Genomic DNA, 22,357 nt, shown 5'->3' on the forward strand with positions numbered 1-22,357 from the left:
AAACTAAATGACTATAACAGCTATTGCCCAAGGAAAGAAAACAAAGAAACAAGCCTGTGTCGAACTTAATCTTTCTGAAAGACAAATCAATCGTCTGCTACTAGTCTATCAACAGAAAGGAAAAGAAACCTTCAGACACGGAAACAGAGAATTGGAAGATTTTTTATTTGTGTCTTAAATCAGGTCTTGCGTGACATTTTCTGCTCTCCACATACCATTGTTGATTAACAGAACACCAGAATTAAAATTATGTGTATAAAAATCATCTCTAACTGCAGCTAAGGGTATATCCGTCAAGTCCAAATCCCACAGCTCATCTATCGATTTTCTTACAACAATATCTAAATCCAAATACAGTACACGAGACTCGCTTACATACTTTGGAATAAAATACCTAAAAAAGCCGCATATGAAAGTCCCTCAAAGGGGAGACGATAACCTTTCAGAATACTACTGTCAATCTAAACATTCACAATCTCACTATTCAAAGTCTCTAGTCTTTTTTCCATCAATTGGAACCATTCTCGCGGAAGGTCATCATTAAAAACATAAAACTTAAGATTATAATAGATGAACACAAAGAGATTTTATTGTTGTTTCAACTTTATCCATATAAGCATTATCTGCACCTAAGACAATCGCTTTTTTCTCTTCTTTCACTCTTTATCTCATTTCTTTTTATTCCCATCATATGTTTCTACGTAACCATTATTTTCGCCTATTCGTTCGTAAAACCATACCAGTGGAGATTTTAGATGAAGTCCCATTACGGTTTACAATTTTTACATTACGACACGGAGTTTTACAAATCGATTTCATTTGCCAAACGTAGTTAGTAAGGCAGTTAGCTAGGCTACCTACTTTCTGCTACAACGGAAAAATCCACTAATCAATATTATTCGTGGATTTTTCCTAGTGAAGCGTTTAGGTAAGCCGATTGTTATACTACGACACGTAGTTTGACCAATCGATTCTATTTGCCAAACGTAGTTAGTGAGGCAGTTAGCTAGACCGCTCACTACCAGTTACGACGTAAAGTTTTACGAATAATATCGATTCGTAAAACTTTACTAGTGGAGCGCCTAGCCAAGTTCCATAGAAACTTGGCGTTAGTTACTTAGATTGTTACACAATCAAGTAACTTTACTGAACTACGACACTGAGTTTTACAAATCGATTCCATTTGTAAAACTCAGTTAGTGAAGCAGTTAGCTAGTTCGCTTCTTTCCCATTACGACGGAAAAGTCCACGAATCGATACCATTCGTGGATTTTTCCTAGTGAAGCGTTTAGGTAAGCCGCCATAGCGGTTACCGTCAAATGACAGCAACTTTATGTTGCTAGTCATTTGTAACGATTTACATCTTTTCTTCCAACTCTACGTCTGGATACTTGTCCGCAAACCAACGGAGGGCAAAGTCATTTTCAAAAAGGAAGACTGGTTGGTCAAAACGGTCTTTGGCCAAGATATTGCGACTTGATGACATCCGTTCATCCAAATCCTCAGGCTTGATCCAACGAACGGTCTTTTTACCCATTGGACTCATGACGACTTCCGCATTGTATTCGCCTTCCATACGGTGTTTGAAGACTTCAAACTGGAGTTGACCTACAGCTCCCAGCATGTACTCGCCTGTTTGGTAATTTTTATAAAGCTGAATGGCACCCTCTTGCACCAGTTGCTCAATTCCCTTGTGGAAGGATTTTTGCTTCATGACATTCTTAGCAGAAACTTTCATGAAAATTTCAGGGGTAAAGGTTGGTAGGGGTTCAAATTCAAATTTATTTTTCCCAACTGTCAAGGTATCCCCAACCTGATAAGTACCGGTATCGTAAACCCCGATAATATCACCTGCCACGGCATTGGTCACATTCTCACGACTTTCAGCCATAAACTGAGTGACATTCGACAGTTTAGCCCCTTTACCAGTACGAGGTAGATTGACACTCATGCCACGTTCAAATTCACCCGATACGATACGGACAAAGGCAATACGGTCACGGTGACGAGGATCCATATTGGCTTGGATTTTAAAGACAAATCCTGAGAAATCCTTGTCGTAAGGATCCACAATTTCGCCATCTGTTTTCTTGTGTCCATGTGGTTCTGGAGCAAACTTGAGGAAGGTCTCAAGGAAGGTCTGCACACCAAAGTTTGTCAAAGCTGAACCAAAGAAGACAGGTGTCAATTCTCCAGCAAGGATAGCTTCCTCTGAAAACTCATTTCCAGCTTCATTTAAAAGTTCAATATCATCTTTGACTTGCTCGTAGAAAGGATTGCTACCAAAAAGCTTGTCCCCATCTTCTAGACTAGCAAAACGCTCATCCCCTTTGTAGAGCTCCAGGCGTTGGTTATAGAGATCATACAAACCCTCAAAAGCTTTCCCCATCCCGATTGGCCAGTTCATAGGGTAGCTAGCAATTCCCAAGACTTCTTCCAATTCTTGCAAGAGGTCCAGTGGCTCACGTCCGTCACGGTCTAGCTTGTTCATAAAGGTAAAGACTGGAATGCCACGGTGTTTCACAACCTCAAACAATTTCTTGGTTTGGGCCTCGATACCCTTGGCAGAATCCACGACCATGACCGCAGCATCCACCGCCATCAAGGTACGATAAGTATCTTCTGAGAAGTCCTCGTGCCCTGGTGTGTCGAGGATATTCACGCGCTTGCCATCGTAGTCAAACTGCATAACAGATGAAGTAACCGAAATCCCACGTTGCTTCTCGATATCCATCCAGTCAGACTTGGCAAAAGTCCCTGTTTTCTTCCCTTTCACCGTACCAGCCTCACGAATCTCACCCCCAAAGTAAAGCAACTGCTCCGTAATGGTTGTTTTCCCCGCGTCAGGGTGGGAGATGATGGCAAAGGTACGGCGTTTCTTAATTTCTTCTTGAATATTCATAAGTTCTCTTTCTTTGATTCTCTATTTTTCTTGTTTCGATAGCTAAGAATGATTTTTACATTGGATTTTACCATTCCTTTCAACACTCCATTATATCGGATTTTAGCATTTTTTTCAATTTCTATTTCTTTTCACTTATCCCTCCCTTATTTATAGGAAAATATGGTAAAATAGAACAGACTAAAAATCATCATTTCACGAAAGGATGCAAGATGAAAATTACGCAAGAAGAGGTAACACACGTTGCCAATCTTTCAAAATTAAGATTCTCTGAAGAAGAAACTGCTGCCTTTGCGACTACCTTGTCTAAGATTGTTGACATGGTTGAGTTGCTAGGCGAAGTTGACACAACTGGTGTCGCACCAACTACAACTATGGCTGACCGCAAGACTGTACTCCGACCTGATGTGGCCGAAGAAGGAACAGACCGCGATCGCTTGTTTAAAAACGTACCTGAAAAAGATAACTATTATATCAAGGTACCAGCTATCCTAGACGATGGAGGAGATGCCTAATGACTTTCAACAATAAAACCATTGAAGACTTGCACAATCTCCTTGTTTCTAAGGAAATTTCAGCAACAGAATTGACACAAGCTACGCTTGAAGATATCAAATCTCGCGAGACAGCTATCAACGCTTTTGTTACCATCTCTGAAGAGCAAGCCCTTGCTCAAGCTAAAGCTATTGATGAAGCTGGAATTGACGCGAATAATGTCCTTTCAGGAATTCCACTTGCAGTTAAGGATAATATCTCTACAGACGGTATTCTCACAACTGCAGCCTCAAAAATGCTCTACAACTATGAGCCAATCTTTGATGCGACTGCGGTTGCCAATGCAAAAGCGAAAGGCATGATTGTCGTCGGGAAAACTAACATGGACGAATTTGCCATGGGTGGTTCAGGTGAAACTTCACACTACGGAGCAACTAAAAATGCTTGGCACCACAGCAAGGTTCCTGGTGGCTCATCAAGTGGTTCTGCTGCAGCTGTAGCTTCAGGACAAGTCCGCTTATCACTTGGTTCTGATACTGGTGGTTCTATCCGCCAACCTGCCGCTTTCAACGGGATCGTTGGTCTCAAACCAACCTACGGAACAGTTTCACGTTTCGGGCTCATTGCCTTTGGTAGCTCATTAGACCAGATTGGACCTTTTGCTCCTACTGTTAAGGAAAATGCTCTCTTGCTCAACGCTATTGCCAGCGAAGATGCTAAAGACTCTACTTCTGCTCCTGTCCGAATCGCCGACTTTACTTCAAAAATCGGTCAAGACATCAAGGGCATGAAAATCGCTTTGCCTAAGGAATACCTCGGTGAAGGAATTGACCCAGAGGTTAAGGAAACTATTCTTAATGCTGCTAAGCACTTTGAGAAACTTGGTGCTATCGTTGAAGAAGTCAGCCTTCCTCACTCTAAATACGGGGTTGCCGTCTACTACATCATTGCTTCATCTGAAGCTTCATCAAACTTGCAACGCTTTGACGGTATCCGTTACGGCTACCGCGCAGAGGATGCGACAAATCTTGATGAAATCTATGTAAACAGCCGTAGCCAAGGTTTCGGTGAAGAAGTGAAACGTCGTATCATGCTAGGTACTTTCAGTCTTTCATCAGGTTACTACGATGCTTACTACAAGAAAGCTGGTCAAGTCCGTACCCTTATCATTCAAGATTTCGAAAAAGTCTTCGCGGATTACGACTTGATTTTGGGTCCAACTGCTCCAAGTGTTGCCTATGACTTGGATTCACTCAACCACGACCCAGTTGCCATGTACTTGGCTGACCTCTTGACCATCCCAGTCAACTTAGCTGGTCTACCAGGAATTTCGATTCCTGCTGGTTTCTCTCAAGGTCTACCTGTCGGTCTACAATTGATTGGTCCTAAATATTCTGAGGAAACCATTTACCAAGCTGCTGCTGCTTTTGAGGCAACAACAGACTACCACAAACAACAACCCGTGATTTTTGGAGGTGACAACTAATGAACTTTGAAACAGTCATTGGACTTGAAGTCCACGTAGAGCTCAACACCAATTCAAAAATCTTCTCACCTACTTCTGCCCACTTCGGAAATGACCAAAATGCCAACACTAACGTGATTGACTGGTCCTTCCCAGGAGTTCTGCCAGTTCTCAACAAAGGTGTTGTCGATGCCGGTATCAAAGCTGCTCTTGCCCTCAATATGGACATCCACAAAAAGATGCACTTTGACCGCAAGAACTACTTCTACCCTGATAATCCAAAAGCCTACCAAATTTCTCAGTTTGATGAGCCAATCGGTTACAACGGCTGGATTGAAGTGGAACTAGAAGACGGTACGACTAAGAAAATCGGTATCGAACGTGCTCACCTAGAGGAAGACGCTGGTAAAAACACTCACGGTACAGATGGCTACTCTTACGTTGACCTCAACCGCCAAGGTGTGCCTTTGATCGAGATTGTATCTGAAGCCGATATGCGTTCACCAGAAGAAGCCTATGCTTACCTAACTGCCCTCAAGGAAGTCATCCAGTACGCTGGTATTTCTGACGTTAAGATGGAAGAAGGTTCTATGCGTGTGGATGCCAACATTTCTCTTCGTCCTTATGGTCAAGAGAAATTCGGTACCAAGACTGAGTTGAAGAACCTCAACTCCTTCTCAAACGTCCGCAAAGGTCTTGAATACGAAGTCCAACGTCAGGCTGAAATCCTTCGCTCAGGTGGTCAAATCCGCCAAGAAACACGCCGTTACGATGAAGCTAACAAAGCAACCATCCTCATGCGTGTTAAGGAAGGAGCTGCAGACTACCGCTACTTCCCAGAACCAGACCTACCTCTCTTTGAAATCTCTGACGAGTGGATTGAGGAAATGCGTACTGAATTGCCAGAGTTTCCAAAAGAACGCCGTGCGCGCTACGTATCTGACCTTGGCTTGTCAGACTATGATGCTAGCCAGTTGACTGCAAACAAAGTCACTTCTGATTTCTTTGAAAAAGCTGTGGCTCTCGGTGGCGATGCTAAACAAGTTTCTAACTGGCTCCAAGGAGAAGTCGCTCAATTCTTGAATGCTGAAGGCAAGACACTTGAACAAATCAAATTGACACCAGAAAACTTGGTTGAAATGATTGCCATCATCGAAGACGGCACAATCTCTTCTAAGATTGCCAAGAAAGTCTTTGTCCATCTAGCTAAAAATGGCGGTGGAGCGCGTGAATACGTTGAAAAAGCTGGCATGGTTCAAATCTCAGATCCAGAAATCTTGATTCCAATCATCCACCAAGTCTTTGCGGATAACGAAGCCGCAGTTGCCGATTTCAAGTCAGGCAAACGTAACGCAGATAAGGCCTTCACAGGATTCCTTATGAAGGCAACCAAAGGCCAAGCCAACCCACAAGTTGCCCTTAAACTACTTGCACAGGAATTGGCGAAGTTGAAAGAAGATTAATATGTAAAAGAAACCAGCCTTGAGGTTGGTTTTTTCTCCCCTACCATCTCCCAATAACTATTTTGGCTTTATTTCCAGAAGATTTTATGGTAAAATGAAGAGTAATAATATTTATTAAAGAGGTAAAAACATGATTGAAGCAAGCAAATTGAAAGCTGGTATGACATTTGAAACTGCAGACGGAAAATTGATCCGCGTTTTGGAAGCTAGCCACCACAAACCAGGTAAAGGGAACACAATCATGCGTATGAAATTGCGTGATGTCCGTACTGGTTCTACATTTGATACAAGCTACCGTCCAGAAGAAAAATTCGAACAAGCTATTATCGAAACTGTTCCAGCTCAATACTTGTACAAAATGGATGAAACTGCCTACTTCATGAACACTGAAACTTACGACCAATACGAAATACCAGTCGTAAATGTTGAAAATGAGTTGCTTTACATCCTTGAAAACTCTGATGTGAAAATCCAATTCTACGGAACTGAAGTAATCGGTGTAACTGTACCAACTACTGTTGAATTGACAGTTGCTGAAACACAACCATCTATCAAAGGTGCTACTGTTACAGGTTCTGGTAAACCAGCAACCATGGAAACTGGACTTGTTGTCAACGTTCCAGACTTCATCGAAGCTGGACAAAAATTGATCATCAACACTGCAGAAGGAACTTACGTTTCTCGTGCCTAATCTCTAGAAAGAGGTCATTCTATGGGAATTGAAGAACAATTTGGCGAAATCGTTATCGCTCCACGTGTACTTGAAAAAATCATTGCCATCGCAACTGCTAAAGTTGATGGTGTCCACTCATTTTCAAATAAATCCGTATCTGACACCCTATCAAAACTCTCTCTTGGTCGCGGCGTCTACTTAAAAGAAAACAATGAAGAGCTAACTGCTGACATCTATCTCTATCTTGAGTACGGTGTGAAAGTACCAAAAGTAGCTATTGCTATTCAAAAAGCAGTCAAAGATGCTGTCCATGATATGGCTGATGTGGAACTTTCTGCTGTCAATATCCATGTTACAGGAATTGTTCCAGACAAAACACCTAAACCAGAGTTGAAAGATCTATTTAACGAGGACTTCCTCAATGACTAGTCCATTATTAGAATCTAGACGCGAACTTCGTAAAGGCGCTTTTCAAGCTCTTATGAGCCTTGAATTCGACACAGATATGGAAACAGCTTGTCGCTTTGCCTACACACATGACCGTGAAGATGCAGATGTGCAAATCCCAGCCTTTCTTCTAAATTTGGTTTCTGGTGTTCAAGCACAAAAAGACGAGTTGGATACACAAATCAACCAGCACCTCAAGTCAGGCTGGACAGTTGAACGTTTGACTTTGGTCGAAAAAAACTTACTACGCTTGGGTATCTTTGAAATCACATCATTTGATACACCTCAGCTGGTAGCAGTCAATGAAGCTATTGAACTCGCTAAGAATTTTTCAGATCAAAAATCAGCCCGCTTTATCAACGGACTGCTCAGCCAGTTTGTAACAGAAAAAAATGAATAATCGAAAAGGTGTTTGGTCTTCCAAGCACCTTTTACTTCGTCCTTGATACAGAGTAAGAACCACATAAAAACTAGAACTAACTGCCAGTTCTAGTTTTTGCGTATTCTGAGGTATTAGTATTTTCTAAATCGTTGATAGCGTTCTTCCAGCAACTCTTCTAGCGGTTTTTGTGAAAGTCTAGCCAGCTCAGCTTGAAGTTCTTTCTTGACACTCTTAATCAGTTCTTTACTAGAAAGTCCTGCTTCAGAAATCACCTTGTCCACCACGTCCATTTCTAACAGTTCATGGGAAGTGATTTTCATCAGTTCTGCTGCTTCCATGGCACGAGTTCCGTCCTTCCATAAAATGGAAGCAAAGCCTTCTGGACTGAGAATAGCATAGATAGAATTTTCCAGCATCCAAACACGGTCCGCAACGGCTAGAGCCAGAGCCCCACCTGAACCACCTTCACCGATAATGATGGCAATAATAGGAACTTTCAAATCACTCATTTCCATGAGATTGCGAGCAATAGCTTCTCCCTGTCCACGTTCTTCCGCTCCGACACCAGGATAAGCACCTGCTGTATTGATAAAGGTCACAACTGGACGGCCAAATTTCTCAGCCTGTTTCATCAACCGCAGTGCCTTTCGGTAGCCTTCTGGATGTGGTTGGCCAAAATTCCGTTTGAGGTTGTCTTGCAAACTCTTGCCTTTTTGGATACCAACCACTGTTACAGCTTGGTCTCCAAGCCAACCAATACCACCAACAACTGCACCATCATCACGAAAAGAACGGTCACCATGTAATTGGATAAATTCATCAAAAATGCCTGTCGCAAAGTCCAAGGTTGTCAAGCGACTCTGCTCACGCGCTTCTCTGACTATTTTTGCAATATTCATCTAGGACTCCCTCCATGCAATCTGACTAGGCTAGCAATCATATCTGGTAAGTCTCTTCTTTTGACAATAGCATCCACAAAGCCATGTTCTAATAGGAATTCTGCCTTTTGGAAATCCTCAGGCAAGCTTTCACGAACCGTATTTTCAATCACACGACGCCCAGCAAAACCAACCAAGCTCTGTGGTTCAGCCAGAATGATATCGCCTTCCATAGCGAAAGAAGCTGTCACACCACCAGTCGTTGGATCTGTCAAAATGGTCAGGTAAAAGAGACCAGCATTTGAATGGCGTTTAACCGCCGCAGAGATCTTAGCCATCTGCATGAGACTCATGATTCCTTCCTGCATACGGGCTCCACCAGAGGCTGTGAATAGGACAACTGGCAATTTTTCGACAGTCGCATACTCAAACAAACGAGTGATTTTTTCACCTACAACCGTACCCATAGAAGCCATGATAAAGTTAGAATCCATAATCCCAAGAGCCACAGTCTGACCTTTTATAAGAGCTGTTCCTGTCACAACGGCTTCATCCAGACCTGTTTTTTCACGCATAGTTGCTAGTTTCTTTTGATAACCAGGGAAATGCAAGGGATCCTTGCTTTCAATCCCTGTAAACAATTCCTTGAAGGTTCCCATATCAATCATCAAAGCCAAGCGTTCTTGGGCAGAAATACGAAAGGTATAGCTACAGTGCGGACAGATACGCTCACTTCCCAGATCCTTCTGATAAATGGTATACTTACAGCCTGGACACTGGGAAAATAATTCATCTGGAACCTCTGGCTTAGCTTGAGGTTTTTCCCTAACCGAACGATTGGGATTGATTCGAATATACTTATCTTTTTTACTAAATAGAGCCATTGATTCCCCTTTTCGGTTTAAACTCTTAAAGTCATTTTATTCTTTTTCTTGATATTTAGGTAAGAAGGTTTCCATCAAGAAGGAAGTATCATAATCCCCAGCAATGACATTGCGATTTGAAATGAGGTCAAGCTGGAAATCTGCATTGGTCTGCACTCCTTCAATTTCTAATTCATAGAGGGCACGTTGCATTTTCATCAAGGCGTCAAAACGATTTTCGCCGTGTACTATGATTTTGGCAATCATACTATCATAATAAGGCGGAATGGTATAACCTGGATAAACTGCTGAATCCACGCGCAAGCCAACTCCACCACTTGGCAGATAGAGATTAGTAATCTTACCTGGACTTGGAGCAAAGTTAAAGGCTGGGTTTTCTGCATTGATACGACACTCGATGGCATGACCGCGTAGGACAATATCTTCTTGCTTAACAGATAAAGGCTGACCTGCCGCAATGCGAATCTGTTCCTTAACGATATCAACACCTGAAACAAACTCTGTTACTGGATGTTCTACCTGAACACGAGTATTCATCTCCATGAAATAGAAATTGCTACTTGCTTCATCAAGAAGAAATTCAATGGTTCCTGCATTCTCATAGCCAACAAACTCTGCCGCTCGAACAGCAGCAGCACCTATTTCATGACGCAGCGTTTTTCCGATTGCAATCGAGGGACTTTCTTCCAAAACCTTTTGGTTATTCCTTTGAAGAGAACAATCCCGTTCACCCAAGTGAATCACATGTCCATGCTCATCACCTAGGATTTGAACCTCAATGTGCCGAGCTGGATAGATAACCCGTTCTATGTACATGGCACCATTGCCATAATTGGCCTTGGCCTCACTAGAGGCAGTTTCAAAGGCAGAAACGAGGTCATCTGGTTTTTCAACCTTACGAATCCCTTTACCACCTCCACCTGCTGAAGCCTTGAGCATAACAGGATAGCCAATTTTTTCAGCAACAATCAAAGCTTCTTCAGAGTTATGCACTTCTCCATCTGAACCTGGTATAACAGGCACACCTGCTTTAATCATCTGAGCACGCGCATTGATCTTATCCCCCATCATATCCATAACATGACCAGATGGACCGATAAACTTGATACCTACTTCTTCACACATGGTCGCAAATTTGGAATTTTCACTGAGAAATCCAAAACCAGGGTGAATAGCTTCTGCCTCAGTCAAGACTGCAGCTGATAGAACTGCATTAATATTGAGATAAGACTCTGTTGCCTTGCCAGGACCAATACAAACTGCTTCATCTGCCAAAAGCGTATGAAGAGCTTCCTTATCAGCAGTTGAATAAACCGCTACCGTCGCAATCCCCAATTCACGTGCCGCACGGATAATACGAACCGCAATTTCACCACGATTGGCAATTAAAATTTTTCGAAACATGGAGAACCTCCTTAGTTCCCAATTGCAAAAGTAAGGGTACCACTGGCTGCAAGCTTGCCATCCACTTCAGCCTTTGCTTCAACCACAGCTATGGTGCCACGACGTTTTACAAAAGTCGCTGTCATAACCAATTGGTCGCCTGGTACAACTTGCTTCTTGAACTTAACCTTGTCCATACCAGCGTAAAAGACCAGTTTTCCTTTATTTTCAGGTTTTGATAACTCCAACACACCAGCAGTTTGCGCCAAGGCTTCCATAATCAGAACACCTGGCATAACTGGGTATTGAGGAAAGTGGCCGTTAAAGAAAGGCTCGTTAATGGTCACATTTTTGATAGCAACAATGGTATCCTCGCTCACTTCCAAGACACGGTCCACTAGAAGCATAGGATAACGGTGGGGAAGGGCTTCTTTGATTCCTTGAATATCGATCATTTGATACGTACCAATCCTTTACCAAACTCAACCATTTCCTCGTTAGAGACGAGAATTTCCGTTACCACACCATCCTTAGGAGCTGGGATTTCATTCATGACTTTCATGGCTTCGATAATGACCAATGTTTGACCTTTTTTGACACTATCACCAACTGTAACGAAGGCAGGTTTATCTGGTCCAGCAGCCAAGTAAACCACTCCAACAAGTGGACTCTCTACAAGATTTCCCTCAGTAGCCACACTTGCTTCAGCTGGAGCTGGAACTTCTTCTGCTACAGTCTCTGCTGGAGCAGATGTAGGAGCTACTGGACTCGGTGTTGCTAGAACGGGTGCTGGAGCGACTTGAGTTGCAACTTCAGGCACAGGTCTCGCTTCATTCTTGCTAAACTGCAACTCATCCGTCCCATTTTTATAAGAAAATTCTCTCAAACTTGACTGGTCAAATTGAGTCATCAAGTCTTTAATATCATTTAAATTCATACTTATCTATTCTCCCAACGTTTGAAAGCAAGAACTGCATTGTGGCCTCCAAAACCAAAAGTATTTGAAATAGCGTATGGAATTTCTTTCTCCAAGCCTTGTCCATAAACGACATTAGCTTCGATATAATCTGATACTTCACTTGTCCCAGCTGTCATTGGTACAAAGTTATGACGCATAGCTTCGATGGTGACGATAGCTTCTACTGCACCCGCAGCCCCCAGCAAATGTCCTGTAAAAGACTTGGTTGATGATACAGGTACTTCCTTACCAAGAACAGCTACGATAGCTCCACTTTCTCCTTTTTCATTGGCAGGAGTTGACGTTCCGTGAGCATTGACATAGGCTACTTGCTCTGGAGAAATCTCAGCTTCTTCCAAGGCTAGTTTGATGGCCTTGATAGCTCCCTGACCTTCTGGATGTGGAGAAGTCATGTGGTAGGCATCACAAGTATTTCCGTAACCAACCACTTCAGCCAGGATAGTAGCTCCACGTTTTTCAGCGTGTTCAAGGCTTTCTAGAACCAACATCCCTGAACCTTCACCCATAACAAACCCATTGCGATCCTTATCAAATGGGATCGAAGCACGAGTTGGATCCTCTGTAGTAGAGAGAGCTGTTAAGGCTTGGAAACCAGCGATGGCAAAAGATGTGATAGAAGCTTCTGTTCCTCCCACCAACATCACATCTTGGAAACCAAACTTAATGGAGCGGAAGGCATCCCCAATCGCATCATTTGATGAAGAGCAGGCAGTATTGATAGATTTACAAACACCGTTTGCACCAAAACGCATGGCTACATTCCCAGAAGCCATATTTGGTAAAGCTTTTGGAAGAGTCATTGGTTTGACACGTTTGGGTCCTTTTTCATGAAGGCGAAGTACCTGATCTTCAATTTCCTTGATTCCACCAATACCAGATGCAACGATAACACCAAAACGATCCCTATTAAGAGCCTCTACATCAAGATTGGCATGATTTACAGCCTCTTGGGCTGCATACAAGGCATATAAAGAATAGTTATCAAAACGGTTGGTATCTTTTTTTATAAAGTATTTATCGAACGGAAAATCTTGGATTTCTGCCGCATTATGCACATCAAAGTCACTATGATCAAATTTTGTAATGCCACCAATGCCGATTTTCCCAGTTGCTAAACTATTCCAAAATTCTTCTGGTGTATTTCCGATTGGAGATGTTACTCCATAACCTGTTACCACTACTCGATTTAGTTTCATTCTTTTCACCTCTAGCTTTCGCTACATACTTAAGCCACCATCAATGGCAACCACTTGACCAGTTAGATAATCTTGGCCTGCTAAAAATACTGTCAAATCTGCAACCTGCTCTGCCTGCCCAAATTCTTTCATCGGAATCTGAGCTAGTGTAGCTTCCTTAATCTTATCTGATAAGATAGCGGTCATATCAGACTCAATCATTCCTGGAGCAATCACATTGACTCGTATATTCCGACTAGCAACCTCACGTGCCACAGACTTGGTAAAGCCAATCAAGCCAGCCTTAGAAGCAGCATAGTTAGCTTGACCAATATTCCCCATCAAACCAACAACACTAGACATATTAATGATAGCACCTTCTCTAGCTTTCATCATCGGTTTCAAGACTGATTGTGTCATATTAAAGGCACCAGTCAGATTGACCTTGAGCACTTTTTCAAAATCTGCTTCTGTCATCTTGAGCATAAGAGTATCTTGGGTAATCCCTGCATTGTTGACCAAAACATCTACTGAACCCAGTTCTGCAATAGCTTGATCAATCATACGCTTAGCGTCTGCAAAATCTGATACATCTCCTGAAATGGGAACCACCTTGATACCATAGTTTGAAAACTCAGCGAGCAATTCTTCTGAGATTGCCCCACGACTGTTTAAGACAATGTTGGCTCCTGCTTGAGCAAACTTGTGGGCGATGGCAAGACCAATTCCACGACTCGAACCTGTAATAAAGATATTTTTATGTTCTAGTTTCATTTTTTTCCTTTCAAAACTTCTACTTATTTTAGTCTATTTTTCTAAAAGTGCTACTAAACTCGCTTGATCTTCCACATGAGCTAAGTGAGCAGTTTGATCAATTTTTTTAACAAAACCTGACAAGACTTTCCCCGGTCCAATCTCGATAAAGTTGCTTATGCCTGCTTCTTGCATGACCCCAATACTTTCATAGAAACGAACGGGTTCCTTGACCTGACGCGTCAAGAGCTGAGCAATGTCCTCTTTTTGCATCACAGCAGCTTCTGTATTGCCGACTAGGGGACAAGTAAAATCTGAAAAACTTACCTGAGCTAGAGTTTCAGCTAGTTTCTGGCTAGCAGGTTCAAGGAGAGCGGTGTGAAAGGGACCTGACACCTTAAGAGGAATCAAGCGTTTAGCACCTGCTTCTTGCAAAAGTTCAACCGCTCGATCAACTGCAACCACTTCTCCAGCAATGACGATTTGTGCAGGTGTGTTATAGTTGGCTGGGGTAACCACTCCAAGTTCAGAAGCTTGCTGACAGGCTTCTTCAATGACCTCTACTGGCGTATTAAGAACAGCTACCATCTTGCCAGAGCCAGCAGGAGCCGCTTCTTCCATATAGGCGCCACGCTTAGCGATTAAGGCTACCGCATCTTCAAAATCCAAGGCGCCACTGGCCACCAAGGCAGAGTATTCTCCAAGAGACAAACCAGCAACCATATCAGGCTGATAGCCCTTTTCTTGCAATAAACGGTAGATAGCAACCGAAGTCGCTAGAATGGCTGGTTGCGTATAGCGGGTCTGATTGAGTTTGTCCTCTTCCGTATCGATGAGATAACGCAAATCATAACCGAGCACCTGACTCGCTCGATCAATCGTTTCTTTAACAATCGGATACTGATCATAGAAATCCCGTCCCATCCCTAGATACTGGGCACCTTGACCAGCAAATAAAAAGGCTGTTTTAGTCATTTCTTACAACTCCTGTCCAGCGAGAGGCTTCTTCTTGAATTTTCTTAGCGGCTCCGTAATACAAATCTTTTAGGATTTCTTCAGCTGTTTCTTCTTTAGAAACAAGCCCTGCGATTTGACCTGCCATGACAGAGCCACCATCCACATCACCGTGAACAACTGCTTTGGCTAGGGCACCTGCTCCCATTTGTTCAAAGATTTCTAAATCAGGATCTTCCTGCTTAAAGGCATCTTTTTCAGCCAGTTCAAAATCTCTAGTCAACTGATTTTTAATAGCACGAACAGCATGACCAAAGTGCTGAGCTGAAATCGTAGTGTCAATATCCCTTGCTTTTAAAATTTTCTCCTTGTAGTTTGGATGGGCATTCGACTCTTTTGCAACTACAAACCGTGTCCCCACCTGTACAGCCTCTGCACCTAGCATAAAGCCAGCCGCAGCACCTTCACCATCCGCAATTCCTCCTGCAGCAATAACAGGAATAGATATAGCTGTGGCTACCTGTCGCACCAAGGTCATGGTTGTTAATTTGCCGATATGCCCCCCAGCTTCCATTCCTTCTGCAATAACAGCGTCTGCACCGATTTTTTCCATGCGTTTAGCTAAAGCGACACTAGGAACAACAGGAATAACGATTATCCCAGCTTCATGGAAACGTTCCATATACTTGCTTGGATTTCCTGCTCCTGTTGTGACAACTTTAACACCTTCTTCAATAACGAGATCCACGATATCTTCCACAAAGGGAGATAAGAGCATGATGTTGACCCCAAAGGGTTTATCCGTCAATGATTTGATTTTATCAATATTGGCCTTGACAACTTCTTTCGGGGCATTTCCCCCACCGATAATTCCTAATCCTCCAGCCTTGGAAACAGCCCCTGCCAAATCACCATCAGCAACCCAGGCCATCCCTCCTTGAAAGATAGGATAATCAATGTTCAATAATTCTGTAATACGCGTTTTCATAGTGCCTCCATCGTTTCTTGCTTACGTAATAGTTCGATACTGTCATAATTTGACAATCAAACTATTGCCTAAACAAGAGGGAGCGGGTTTCCCTACTCCTTCTATCTATATTCTGCTTATACTCTTCGAAAATCAAATTCAAACCACGTCAGCGTCACCTTGCCGTACTCAAGTACAGCCTGCGGCTAGCTTCCTAGTTTGCTCTTTGATTTTCATTGAGTATTATTTTGTTTGCTCTTCAACGTAGGCAACCAAGTCACCAACTGTTTTCAAGTCATCTTCTGCTTCGATTTGGATATCAAAAGCATCTTCGATTTCTGAGATTACTTGGAACAAGTCCAATGAATCAGCGTCCAAATCATCAAAAGTTGATTCAAGTGTTACTTCTGATGCGTCTTTTCCAAGTTCTTCAACAATAATTTCTTGTACTTTTTCAAATACTGCCATGATAGGACTCCTTTAAAATAAATAGTTTTTTATAACAATGTGTTCACCACATGATTACCTAAATTGTAAGAATGAGCGTGCCCCAGGTCAAGCCTCCACCGAAGCCTGATAGCAGAACAGTCTGACTACCATCTAAACGGATGAGGCCTTGTTCTACACACTCTGAAAGTAAAATCGGGATACTGGCTGCACTGGTATTGCCATATTCCATCATATTGGCTGGAAGTTTGTCTCGGTCAACACCAATTTTTCTAGCCATCTTATCCAAAATACGGATATTAGCCTGATGCAATAGCAGATAATCCAAGTCTGTCGCCTCTATAGGAGATTCTTCAATAGTCTGCTTGATAGACTTGGCTACATCTCGAATGGCAAAATCAAAGACTGCGCGTCCATCCATCTTCAAAAATGAATCTGCACTTTCTTGATCTGAAAATGGAGAATGCAAACCTGAATGCCCATAAGTTAAACACTCACTGCGACTTCCATCGCTATTGAGACTCTCAGCTAAGAAATTCTCTTGCTCGCTAGCTTCTAACAAGACACCACCAGCACCATCTCCAAACAACACAGCTGTTGATCGATCCGACCAATCGACTGCCTTAGAGAGGGTTTCACTACCAATCACCAAGCCTTTTTGAAAGCGACCAGAAGCGATAAACTTTTCAGCAGTTGAAAGAGCAAATACAAATCCACTGCAAGCCGCGGTTAAGTCAAAAGCAAAGGCTTTATTAGCACCAATATTAGCTTGAACACGAGCAGCTGTAGAGGGCATCATCGAATCTGGAGTAATGGTAGCTAGGATGATAAAATCCAGTTCCTCTCCTATTATTCCAGCTTTTGCCATCAGTTTCTTAGCAACTTCCGTAGCCAAATCACTGGTAGATTCTGTTCTTGAAATATGCCTTTGTCGTATTCCCGTTCGACTTGAAATCCACTCATCATTGGTATCCATAATCTGAGCCAAGTCGTGATTTGTAACCACTTGCTCTGGCACATAATGAGCAACCTGGCTTATTTTTGCAAAAGCCATTATTTCAAATCCTCCAAAAATTGGTAAAGATTAGTCAAACCTTTGCTCATAACATCAATTTCTTCCTCGCTCATGCCATCAATAATTTTTTCTACCATGGCCTTGTGGAAGCGTTTATGCAGTCTATGGATCAAGCGCCCCTTCTTTGTCAAATGCAGATGCACCACACGACGATCCTGTTCTGACCGAACTCGCTCAATGTATCCCTTACGCTCTAAATTGTTCAAACTTGTCGTAACAGTTCCAAGAGTTACCATCAACTCTTTTGACACTTGACTTGGAGTCACATCTGGAGCCTTACCGATGACATCAATCGTATGCATTTCTTTGATGGAGATATCCTTAAAACGACTACCTCTCAAGTTCACTTCCTCAATTACAAGGACATTGTTAAATATAGATGTTAAATATTCATTGATTCGTTGGTAGTCCATTTTTCATATCCCTCCTTCTTCAAAAAACTTTTACAATCAAAACATTTGACAGAAAGAATTATATCAAAATTCAAAGAATGATGCAAGTATTTTTTATTTTCCTGTAAATTTAGGTCTTCTTCTCTCCGAATGAGCTCGCACTCCTTCTTTGAAATCCTCTGTTTGAGCTAAGGATTTCTGTAGGTTCAGTTCTAAAGTAGCGTAACCCTGCCAGTCTTTAAACTGGCTCTCCCAAACCAACTTCTTAATGGCAGCATAGGAATTACTTGAAGCACGTCTTAATTTTTTAAGAAGCTGTTCTCTCGTCTTTTCAAGTTTTTCAGCTTCAGAAACGCGGTAAACCAACCCCCATTCTAGGGCTTTTTCTGCCGTTAAAGCCTCTCCTGTCATAGCTAATTGAGCAGCACGCGTCACACCGATACTGCGGCTCAAGAGATGAATTCCCCCTGCATCTGGAGCCAAACCAACACCAACAAAGGCTTGGATAAACTTAGCCTTATCCGTCGCCAAACAGAAATCTGCCGCAACAGCCATATTCGCTGCGGCACCTGCAACAGCACCGTCAACTTCCATTAAAACAGGTTTGGCTATTTGCTTGATTTTATAAGAAATCGTATTGACCAACTCTGCGATTTTTGTCAATGATGGAATATCATCCTCATCCACTGCCCGCTTCATCTCTACCAAATCTCCCCCAACTGAGAAGACCTTTCCATTGGCATTGATTAAGATAAAATGCACAGCTGGATTTTCTTCTGCCAGAGTCAAGGCTTCTAAGATCTCCTCACACATGGGAATATGGAAACCATTAGCGACATCAGGACGGTTTAAAGTAATAATTGCCAAATCCTCTTCAAGCTGATAAATAATATGTTCCATCTGGACTCCTTTTTATTTTATAAGCAGTTTATACTCTTCGAAAATCTCTTCAAACTACGTCAACTTCCATCTGCAACCTCAAAACAGTATTTNNGCAGTGCTTTGAGCTGACTACGGCTAGCTTCCTAGTTTGCTCTTTGATTTTCATTGAGTATTGAATTATTTTATTTTCAAAGTATATCTTTTTTAGGAACAGAAAGCAAGAAAAAATTGACTGAAAGTGTCTCAGCCGATTGGAAAGGCTCGCTTTATCCTATAAAGCATCTTATTTTCTTCATTGAAAAAAGCCTTTCTTTCTGCTATAATCGTATATTACCTTTTGCAACTTTCTTTTTACCAATTTACAGCTCCTAAACCCTTGATATTACTGAGTTTTTAAAAAATCACATTTCAATAGATATCATTAAAAGTTCTTAAAAATTCTCAAAAAGTCCACAAAAAAAGCCCTCAAAAAGGGCAATAAATAATGAGTTCAGCAGGCAAGAAACTAGCACGATCAAACGTGCTTTTTTTATTGCTGATAGGTATATTATACCATGAAGTACGTACTTTATGACGTTATACCTGTAATTCTTCTCTGATCGCTTTTTGTAGTAGCTGACTGAAATTGATTTTATTTTCTTTACCAACTTCAACCAACCAACTAGGTAGGGTTACAGTCTTATTGACAATCTTAGAACGTTCGCGCTCTCTAACTAGTTCCGTATCTACTGAGATAGCTTGCAGAATATCCTCATCACTGCCAAGTTGACTAGCCAAAGCCTTAAAACTTGAAGGTCCTGGAAACTCTTTGCCTTCATCTTCAAACATGATTGTATAAATTTCTAGCACCTCACGGGCCTTATAAATTGCCTCGTTTAAGGTGTCAGCCTCGCTAATTGCTCCTTGAAAATCAGGGAATGTGATTGTATAACCGCCGTTTTCTTTATCCACTTCAAATAGTGCCAAGTAAGTGTATTTCATAATTTGATAATAACCAATGACCGCCCCAATATAGGGGAGGGAGTTTTTTACTCCCCTTCCAATACTTTCAAAATCTTGCCAAGTGTTCCAGGTCTATAATCGTTTTCTTTTGGTTTAGGTATCGTTACCGTTCTTCCGTCTGGATGTTTCCAAACTTCATGCGAACCTTTACCAAAAGCTGTTTTGATAAAACCTTTTTTCTTAGCAAGTTTTTTTAGTTCTCTTTCGGTCATCGGTTTCTCCTTTCCGTATCTTTAATTATATTATACACTTGTTTGAAACATTTGTCAATGCATAACACGTATTTTTTACACTTGTTTTTTATAACCTCACAAAAGCCCCAAGATTCGTTTCTAAGGGCTTGTAGTTTGTCCGTGGTGTTTTAAACAAAGCAAAAGAAAGGGTAGGAGCTTAATTTCTTCCCCTAAATTTCTTCATTTTTCAAAACTAATCATTTTTCTGGTAAATTGGCCAGTTTTTACCCCCTTTTTGTCTGGAGGTCTCCGACTTGGAAAAAGTTCCCTTCACCGGTTCCCAGAGGCTTCAAAAAATTTTTTTCAACGTGGGGGGAGTGTCAATATCCTTTCAGTTCTATAAATCTTTTAGCGATTGCTTTTCTTCGACTATTTATATAACGAGTAGTTTTATTTAGTTTCTCTGCCACGTCTTCCCAAGTCGCACCAGCTTCTAAATATCTCATTTTAAAAATTACTAGATCACTTTCAATTAAGTTTTCCATCAAGGTATCTACAACTAGTTTGAAGCCTTCTAAATATCTTAGTGTTTGGTCTTCTTCAATTCTAATGATTGTCGTTTCAGTAGGACTAGATACTGTCTTGCCTTTCCCACCAGTATAATCTTCAGTGCTATGTTTCTTATTATGTATCAGTTCCTGTCTTCTCAAATAAATTTTATTAGCAAGCGTTCTATATCGTCCTAACTCAATATCTATCCCGTCCAGGTCTCTGTTACTCAACTCGTACATAGGCAAGTACCTCCACTTAAATTTAAAAAATTTTTTATCTTTCAATTTGTCAAATTGTAAATTCTGTCAAACTGACAAAAAGCGCTAAAAGCCTTCCAACACTCCACTTACCAGGTATCATTGTTTTAAGTTTGACAACTATTCAATATGACAATTTAAAGAAGTATCCCTCTAATTTATTCCCCAGTTTCTCTTATCTTACATTCTGTGAAACTCACCCCATTCTATAACTTACTGATATACATGGCTTCCAAGCCTATACTCTATTTTAGTTTATGCTTTCTTCATTTTGTGAAACTAATTTACTAAAATTAAAAACAAGGCCATTTTTGATATAGCTATCAATTTCTTGATATTCAAATCAGCCTTGTTTCTAATGAACTACTCTTTACCTAAATACTCTTTAATCTTACGATATTCCTTAGAAAAATTCATATGCCCACTGACATCAGGATTTAAGAACGGAAGGATGCTTGTTGGATTTACTTCTGTCCGATATACTTCAAGAGAATGCTCCTGAGTTATTTCTCCAACTACGCCTTTATGTATTTCTTCTACATCTTTCTTTAGTGCTTGAATTTCATCGTAGGCATCTAAAATTATACTAAGTTTCTTCTGGTAACGTTTATAGATTTTCTTTTCTTCAGCTCTTCGCTTAGTCTCTTTAAAGATATATTCAAATATCGCTGCCTTTGCCTCCCAGAAATAAGTATCATACTCTTTCTCTAAAAGATTGATTGATTCACTCATTTTAGCAATTTGTTCTAAGGAAGTAGCATTATCCTCAAAAAAAGAATCAATATTATCAAATAAAACCTTCTTCTCTCCAGTAATTGTTTTTCTTTTTTCTTCCAACTTTGTTCTTGCTTTTGCAATCTTATCTTTTTTATCATCAAGATTTTCTAATATTGATAATACTTCTCTAATATCCATCCCCTATCTCCTAATTCCATTTTATAAAGAAAGCGCAATCCGTTTCAATTTTCTTCACAACGAAACGAGTATAAAGCATTAAACTCATTCCATAAATAACGGATTCACTTACCCAACGTAAGCTATTTTTATTTCTTTCAAATAAAGTAGCGAAATTGTACAAATCCCCAACGAAAGCAACTTTATCGCCTTTTACTCCTAGTACTTCATCAGACACAACAATAACATCATCAACGTATAAGTTTTCTGAGTATCGTTCTTTCTTGTTAATTTTTAAAATATAATTTCCATCACTAGATTTCTCTTTATCTAAAAACTTAAATAGCGACTGACTTAATACAAGAGTATTATGACGTTCAGGATTCAAATCGTTTATGGTGTCTTTCAATTCGTCAAAATTAGAAACATTTTTTTCAGGTGCTTCTTTTAGAATTTTTCCAATTTCAATATTACGTGTTTTACGACAAAGACGGGTAATTTTGTTACTTAAGAAGTCTAATATATTATATTCTCCATCATCAACTTGTTCAGACGATAAGGGGATACGGCCTGAAAATGTCTTGTGTTCGAACTTAGTTCTAATCTGTTTTTTTCTAAGTTCTACAATTTCACTTTCTCTAAACTCTTCCGATTCAAGTTCTGATAGATGTTCATCGTCAAAACCTACAGTTTCATATGTTCCACCAGTACCCGTATACTCAATCACATTAACAAGATCCACTAGTTCTTTTCCTTCTTCAGGAACGTCATAGATACTTGTTATATCTTGTGATAATATTAAACCTGTTTTTGAATTTTTATCATCGATACTCATTCCTCTACTTCTTACATACTTTTCTACCAAACTAAATTTTTTAGCCAT

Annotated in this window: 28 protein-coding genes and 1 pseudogene; 7 read left to right on the top strand and 22 right to left on the bottom strand. The window is 40.9% G+C overall.

The annotated features are described in order from the left end of the window. Positions 1-7: 7 nt before the first annotated feature. Positions 8-148: pseudogene (locus HT708_RS09915) on the top strand (helix-turn-helix domain-containing protein); the annotation flags it as partial. Positions 149-174: 26 nt separating this feature from the next. Here the strand turns inward: HT708_RS09915 and HT708_RS12370 are convergent. From HT708_RS12370 to HT708_RS09930, 4 genes are all read right to left on the bottom strand, one after another. After that, positions 175-411: a glycosyltransferase gene (locus tag HT708_RS12370; RefSeq protein ID WP_255209663.1), complete on the bottom strand. Its 237-nt coding sequence runs from the start codon at positions 409-411 to the stop codon at positions 175-177. A gap of 150 nt (positions 412-561) precedes the next feature. Continuing rightward, positions 562-660 (bottom strand): hypothetical protein, encoded by a 99-nt coding sequence (locus HT708_RS12375; RefSeq protein ID WP_001810144.1) that lies wholly within the window; start codon positions 658-660, stop codon positions 562-564. A 552-nt stretch (positions 661-1,212) separates the two neighbouring features. Further along, positions 1,213-1,347, bottom strand: a complete 135-nt coding sequence (locus tag HT708_RS12235) for a hypothetical protein (protein WP_263595527.1) — start codon at positions 1,345-1,347, stop codon at positions 1,213-1,215. A 10-nt stretch (positions 1,348-1,357) separates the two neighbouring features. Further along, positions 1,358-2,902, bottom strand: a complete 1,545-nt coding sequence (locus tag HT708_RS09930) for a peptide chain release factor 3 (protein ID WP_001025437.1) — start codon at positions 2,900-2,902, stop codon at positions 1,358-1,360. Positions 2,903-3,114: 212 nt separating this feature from the next. Here HT708_RS09930 and gatC point away from each other — a divergent pair, with 212 nt between their 5' ends. The 6 genes from gatC to nusB all read left to right on the top strand — a co-directional run bounded on the left by gatC (position 3,115) and on the right by nusB (position 7,845). Further along, positions 3,115-3,417 carry an Asp-tRNA(Asn)/Glu-tRNA(Gln) amidotransferase subunit GatC gene (gene gatC, locus HT708_RS09935; RefSeq protein WP_000705419.1) on the top strand — a complete coding sequence of 101 codons (303 nt, stop codon included), beginning with the start codon at positions 3,115-3,117 and terminating at the stop codon, positions 3,415-3,417. Continuing rightward, on the top strand, positions 3,417-4,883 hold the full coding sequence (gene gatA / locus HT708_RS09940; protein WP_172926325.1) for an Asp-tRNA(Asn)/Glu-tRNA(Gln) amidotransferase subunit GatA: 1,467 nt from the start codon (positions 3,417-3,419) through the stop codon (positions 4,881-4,883). The genes gatC and gatA overlap by 1 nt, the downstream gene beginning before the upstream one ends. Then, on the top strand, positions 4,883-6,325 hold the full coding sequence (gene gatB / locus HT708_RS09945; RefSeq protein ID WP_172926326.1) for an Asp-tRNA(Asn)/Glu-tRNA(Gln) amidotransferase subunit GatB: 1,443 nt from the start codon (positions 4,883-4,885) through the stop codon (positions 6,323-6,325). The genes gatA and gatB overlap by 1 nt, the downstream gene beginning before the upstream one ends. Positions 6,326-6,455: 130 nt before the next feature. Continuing rightward, positions 6,456-7,016: an elongation factor P gene (gene efp / locus HT708_RS09950; protein ID WP_000568643.1), complete on the top strand. Its 561-nt coding sequence runs from the start codon at positions 6,456-6,458 to the stop codon at positions 7,014-7,016. Between the two features lie 21 nt (positions 7,017-7,037). Further along, entirely contained in the window at positions 7,038-7,427 is a 390-nt protein-coding gene (locus HT708_RS09955; RefSeq protein WP_000510572.1) for an Asp23/Gls24 family envelope stress response protein, read from the top strand. Then, positions 7,420-7,845 carry a transcription antitermination factor NusB gene (nusB, locus tag HT708_RS09960; RefSeq protein ID WP_000203649.1) on the top strand — a complete coding sequence of 142 codons (426 nt, stop codon included), beginning with the start codon at positions 7,420-7,422 and terminating at the stop codon, positions 7,843-7,845. Before HT708_RS09955 ends, nusB begins: the two co-directional genes overlap by 8 nt. 113 nt (positions 7,846-7,958) lie before the next feature. On the opposite strand, the gene HT708_RS09965 is transcribed toward nusB, so the two are convergent. From HT708_RS09965 to HT708_RS10050, 18 genes are all read right to left on the bottom strand, one after another. Continuing rightward, positions 7,959-8,726, bottom strand: coding sequence for an acetyl-CoA carboxylase carboxyl transferase subunit alpha (locus tag HT708_RS09965; RefSeq protein ID WP_001017397.1), 768 nt, complete (start codon positions 8,724-8,726; stop codon positions 7,959-7,961). Next, entirely contained in the window at positions 8,723-9,589 is an 867-nt protein-coding gene (gene accD / locus HT708_RS09970) for an acetyl-CoA carboxylase, carboxyltransferase subunit beta (protein ID WP_172926327.1), read from the bottom strand. The genes HT708_RS09965 and accD overlap by 4 nt, the downstream gene beginning before the upstream one ends. A gap of 36 nt (positions 9,590-9,625) precedes the next feature. Continuing rightward, positions 9,626-10,993 (bottom strand): acetyl-CoA carboxylase biotin carboxylase subunit, encoded by a 1,368-nt coding sequence (gene accC / locus HT708_RS09975; protein WP_172926328.1) that lies wholly within the window; start codon positions 10,991-10,993, stop codon positions 9,626-9,628. A gap of 11 nt (positions 10,994-11,004) precedes the next feature. Then, positions 11,005-11,427 carry a 3-hydroxyacyl-ACP dehydratase FabZ gene (fabZ, locus tag HT708_RS09980; RefSeq protein WP_000565515.1) on the bottom strand — a complete coding sequence of 141 codons (423 nt, stop codon included), beginning with the start codon at positions 11,425-11,427 and terminating at the stop codon, positions 11,005-11,007. Then, positions 11,424-11,909, bottom strand: coding sequence for an acetyl-CoA carboxylase biotin carboxyl carrier protein (gene accB, locus HT708_RS09985; RefSeq protein WP_001052244.1), 486 nt, complete (start codon positions 11,907-11,909; stop codon positions 11,424-11,426). Before accB ends, fabZ begins: the two co-directional genes overlap by 4 nt. A gap of 2 nt (positions 11,910-11,911) precedes the next feature. Next, positions 11,912-13,147, bottom strand: a complete 1,236-nt coding sequence (fabF, locus tag HT708_RS09990) for a beta-ketoacyl-ACP synthase II (protein ID WP_172926329.1) — start codon at positions 13,145-13,147, stop codon at positions 11,912-11,914. 21 nt (positions 13,148-13,168) lie between these two features. Further along, the gene (gene fabG, locus HT708_RS09995; protein ID WP_000763053.1) at positions 13,169-13,900 is read right to left on the bottom strand and encodes a 3-oxoacyl-[acyl-carrier-protein] reductase; all 732 of its coding nucleotides are present in this window, start codon (positions 13,898-13,900) and stop codon (positions 13,169-13,171) included. 33 nt (positions 13,901-13,933) lie between these two features. Further along, the gene (gene fabD, locus HT708_RS10000) at positions 13,934-14,854 is read right to left on the bottom strand and encodes an ACP S-malonyltransferase (protein ID WP_172926330.1); all 921 of its coding nucleotides are present in this window, start codon (positions 14,852-14,854) and stop codon (positions 13,934-13,936) included. Beyond that, positions 14,847-15,821, bottom strand: coding sequence for an enoyl-[acyl-carrier-protein] reductase FabK (fabK, locus tag HT708_RS10005; protein WP_172926331.1), 975 nt, complete (start codon positions 15,819-15,821; stop codon positions 14,847-14,849). Before fabK ends, fabD begins: the two co-directional genes overlap by 8 nt. Positions 15,822-16,043: 222 nt before the next feature. Then, positions 16,044-16,268 carry an acyl carrier protein gene (locus HT708_RS10010; protein WP_000257838.1) on the bottom strand — a complete coding sequence of 75 codons (225 nt, stop codon included), beginning with the start codon at positions 16,266-16,268 and terminating at the stop codon, positions 16,044-16,046. Positions 16,269-16,326: 58 nt separating this feature from the next. Beyond that, complete coding sequence (locus HT708_RS10015) at positions 16,327-17,301, bottom strand: beta-ketoacyl-ACP synthase III (RefSeq protein WP_166731045.1); 975 nt, start codon at positions 17,299-17,301, stop codon at positions 16,327-16,329. Beyond that, complete coding sequence (locus tag HT708_RS10020; RefSeq protein ID WP_000386348.1) at positions 17,301-17,735, bottom strand: MarR family transcriptional regulator; 435 nt, start codon at positions 17,733-17,735, stop codon at positions 17,301-17,303. The genes HT708_RS10015 and HT708_RS10020 overlap by 1 nt, the downstream gene beginning before the upstream one ends. 93 nt (positions 17,736-17,828) lie before the next feature. Beyond that, positions 17,829-18,614: an enoyl-CoA hydratase gene (locus tag HT708_RS10025; protein ID WP_000400065.1), complete on the bottom strand. Its 786-nt coding sequence runs from the start codon at positions 18,612-18,614 to the stop codon at positions 17,829-17,831. A 558-nt stretch (positions 18,615-19,172) separates the two neighbouring features. Then, positions 19,173-19,577, bottom strand: coding sequence for a type II toxin-antitoxin system HicB family antitoxin (locus HT708_RS10030; protein ID WP_172926332.1), 405 nt, complete (start codon positions 19,575-19,577; stop codon positions 19,173-19,175). Positions 19,578-19,624: 47 nt separating this feature from the next. Next, positions 19,625-19,810, bottom strand: coding sequence for a type II toxin-antitoxin system HicA family toxin (locus HT708_RS10035; protein WP_023935892.1), 186 nt, complete (start codon positions 19,808-19,810; stop codon positions 19,625-19,627). Positions 19,811-20,151: 341 nt separating this feature from the next. Continuing rightward, the gene (locus tag HT708_RS10040; protein ID WP_172926333.1) at positions 20,152-20,562 is read right to left on the bottom strand and encodes a DUF722 domain-containing protein; all 411 of its coding nucleotides are present in this window, start codon (positions 20,560-20,562) and stop codon (positions 20,152-20,154) included. Positions 20,563-20,943: 381 nt separating this feature from the next. Then, on the bottom strand, positions 20,944-21,495 hold the full coding sequence (locus HT708_RS10045) for a hypothetical protein (protein ID WP_172926334.1): 552 nt from the start codon (positions 21,493-21,495) through the stop codon (positions 20,944-20,946). A 10-nt stretch (positions 21,496-21,505) separates the two neighbouring features. After that, positions 21,506-22,357, bottom strand: a complete 852-nt coding sequence (locus HT708_RS10050; RefSeq protein WP_172926335.1) for a phage major capsid protein — start codon at positions 22,355-22,357, stop codon at positions 21,506-21,508.

It is taken from the genome of Streptococcus sp. 3613, assembly GCF_013277375.1.
Lineage (GTDB): Bacteria > Bacillota > Bacilli > Lactobacillales > Streptococcaceae > Streptococcus > Streptococcus pseudopneumoniae.

Excerpts from the sequence above, each read along its gene's own strand:
- fabD (WP_172926330.1), bottom strand. The coding sequence starts at position 14,854 with ATGACTAAAACAGCCTTTTTATTTGCTGGTCAAGGTGCCCAGTATCTA.
- gatB (WP_172926326.1), top strand. The coding sequence starts at position 4,883 with ATGAACTTTGAAACAGTCATTGGACTTGAAGTCCACGTAGAGCTCAAC.
- accB (WP_001052244.1), bottom strand. The coding sequence starts at position 11,909 with ATGAATTTAAATGATATTAAAGACTTGATGACTCAATTTGACCAGTCA.
- HT708_RS10025 (WP_000400065.1), bottom strand. The coding sequence starts at position 18,614 with ATGGAACATATTATTTATCAGCTTGAAGAGGATTTGGCAATTATTACT.
- fabG (WP_000763053.1), bottom strand. The coding sequence starts at position 13,900 with ATGAAACTAGAACATAAAAATATCTTTATTACAGGTTCGAGTCGTGGA.
- accC (WP_172926328.1), bottom strand. The coding sequence starts at position 10,993 with ATGTTTCGAAAAATTTTAATTGCCAATCGTGGTGAAATTGCGGTTCGT.
- HT708_RS10015 (WP_166731045.1), bottom strand. The coding sequence starts at position 17,301 with ATGGCTTTTGCAAAAATAAGCCAGGTTGCTCATTATGTGCCAGAGCAA.
- HT708_RS10030 (WP_172926332.1), bottom strand. The coding sequence starts at position 19,577 with ATGAAATACACTTACTTGGCACTATTTGAAGTGGATAAAGAAAACGGC.
- fabK (WP_172926331.1), bottom strand. The coding sequence starts at position 15,821 with ATGAAAACGCGTATTACAGAATTATTGAACATTGATTATCCTATCTTT.
- HT708_RS09965 (WP_001017397.1), bottom strand. The coding sequence starts at position 8,726 with ATGAATATTGCAAAAATAGTCAGAGAAGCGCGTGAGCAGAGTCGCTTG.
- gatC (WP_000705419.1), top strand. The coding sequence starts at position 3,115 with ATGAAAATTACGCAAGAAGAGGTAACACACGTTGCCAATCTTTCAAAA.
- gatA (WP_172926325.1), top strand. The coding sequence starts at position 3,417 with ATGACTTTCAACAATAAAACCATTGAAGACTTGCACAATCTCCTTGTT.
- HT708_RS10035 (WP_023935892.1), bottom strand. The coding sequence starts at position 19,810 with ATGACCGAAAGAGAACTAAAAAAACTTGCTAAGAAAAAAGGTTTTATC.
- HT708_RS10020 (WP_000386348.1), bottom strand. The coding sequence starts at position 17,735 with ATGGACTACCAACGAATCAATGAATATTTAACATCTATATTTAACAAT.
- HT708_RS10010 (WP_000257838.1), bottom strand. The coding sequence starts at position 16,268 with ATGGCAGTATTTGAAAAAGTACAAGAAATTATTGTTGAAGAACTTGGA.
- fabZ (WP_000565515.1), bottom strand. The coding sequence starts at position 11,427 with ATGATCGATATTCAAGGAATCAAAGAAGCCCTTCCCCACCGTTATCCT.
- accD (WP_172926327.1), bottom strand. The coding sequence starts at position 9,589 with ATGGCTCTATTTAGTAAAAAAGATAAGTATATTCGAATCAATCCCAAT.
- HT708_RS10050 (WP_172926335.1), bottom strand. The coding sequence starts at position 22,357 with ATGGCTAAAAAATTTAGTTTGGTAGAAAAGTATGTAAGAAGTAGAGGA.
- HT708_RS09930 (WP_001025437.1), bottom strand. The coding sequence starts at position 2,902 with ATGAATATTCAAGAAGAAATTAAGAAACGCCGTACCTTTGCCATCATC.
- nusB (WP_000203649.1), top strand. The coding sequence starts at position 7,420 with ATGACTAGTCCATTATTAGAATCTAGACGCGAACTTCGTAAAGGCGCT.
- HT708_RS10040 (WP_172926333.1), bottom strand. The coding sequence starts at position 20,562 with ATGTACGAGTTGAGTAACAGAGACCTGGACGGGATAGATATTGAGTTA.
- HT708_RS12235 (WP_263595527.1), bottom strand. The coding sequence starts at position 1,347 with ATGACTAGCAACATAAAGTTGCTGTCATTTGACGGTAACCGCTATGGC.
- fabF (WP_172926329.1), bottom strand. The coding sequence starts at position 13,147 with ATGAAACTAAATCGAGTAGTGGTAACAGGTTATGGAGTAACATCTCCA.
- efp (WP_000568643.1), top strand. The coding sequence starts at position 6,456 with ATGATTGAAGCAAGCAAATTGAAAGCTGGTATGACATTTGAAACTGCA.
- HT708_RS10045 (WP_172926334.1), bottom strand. The coding sequence starts at position 21,495 with ATGGATATTAGAGAAGTATTATCAATATTAGAAAATCTTGATGATAAA.
- HT708_RS09955 (WP_000510572.1), top strand. The coding sequence starts at position 7,038 with ATGGGAATTGAAGAACAATTTGGCGAAATCGTTATCGCTCCACGTGTA.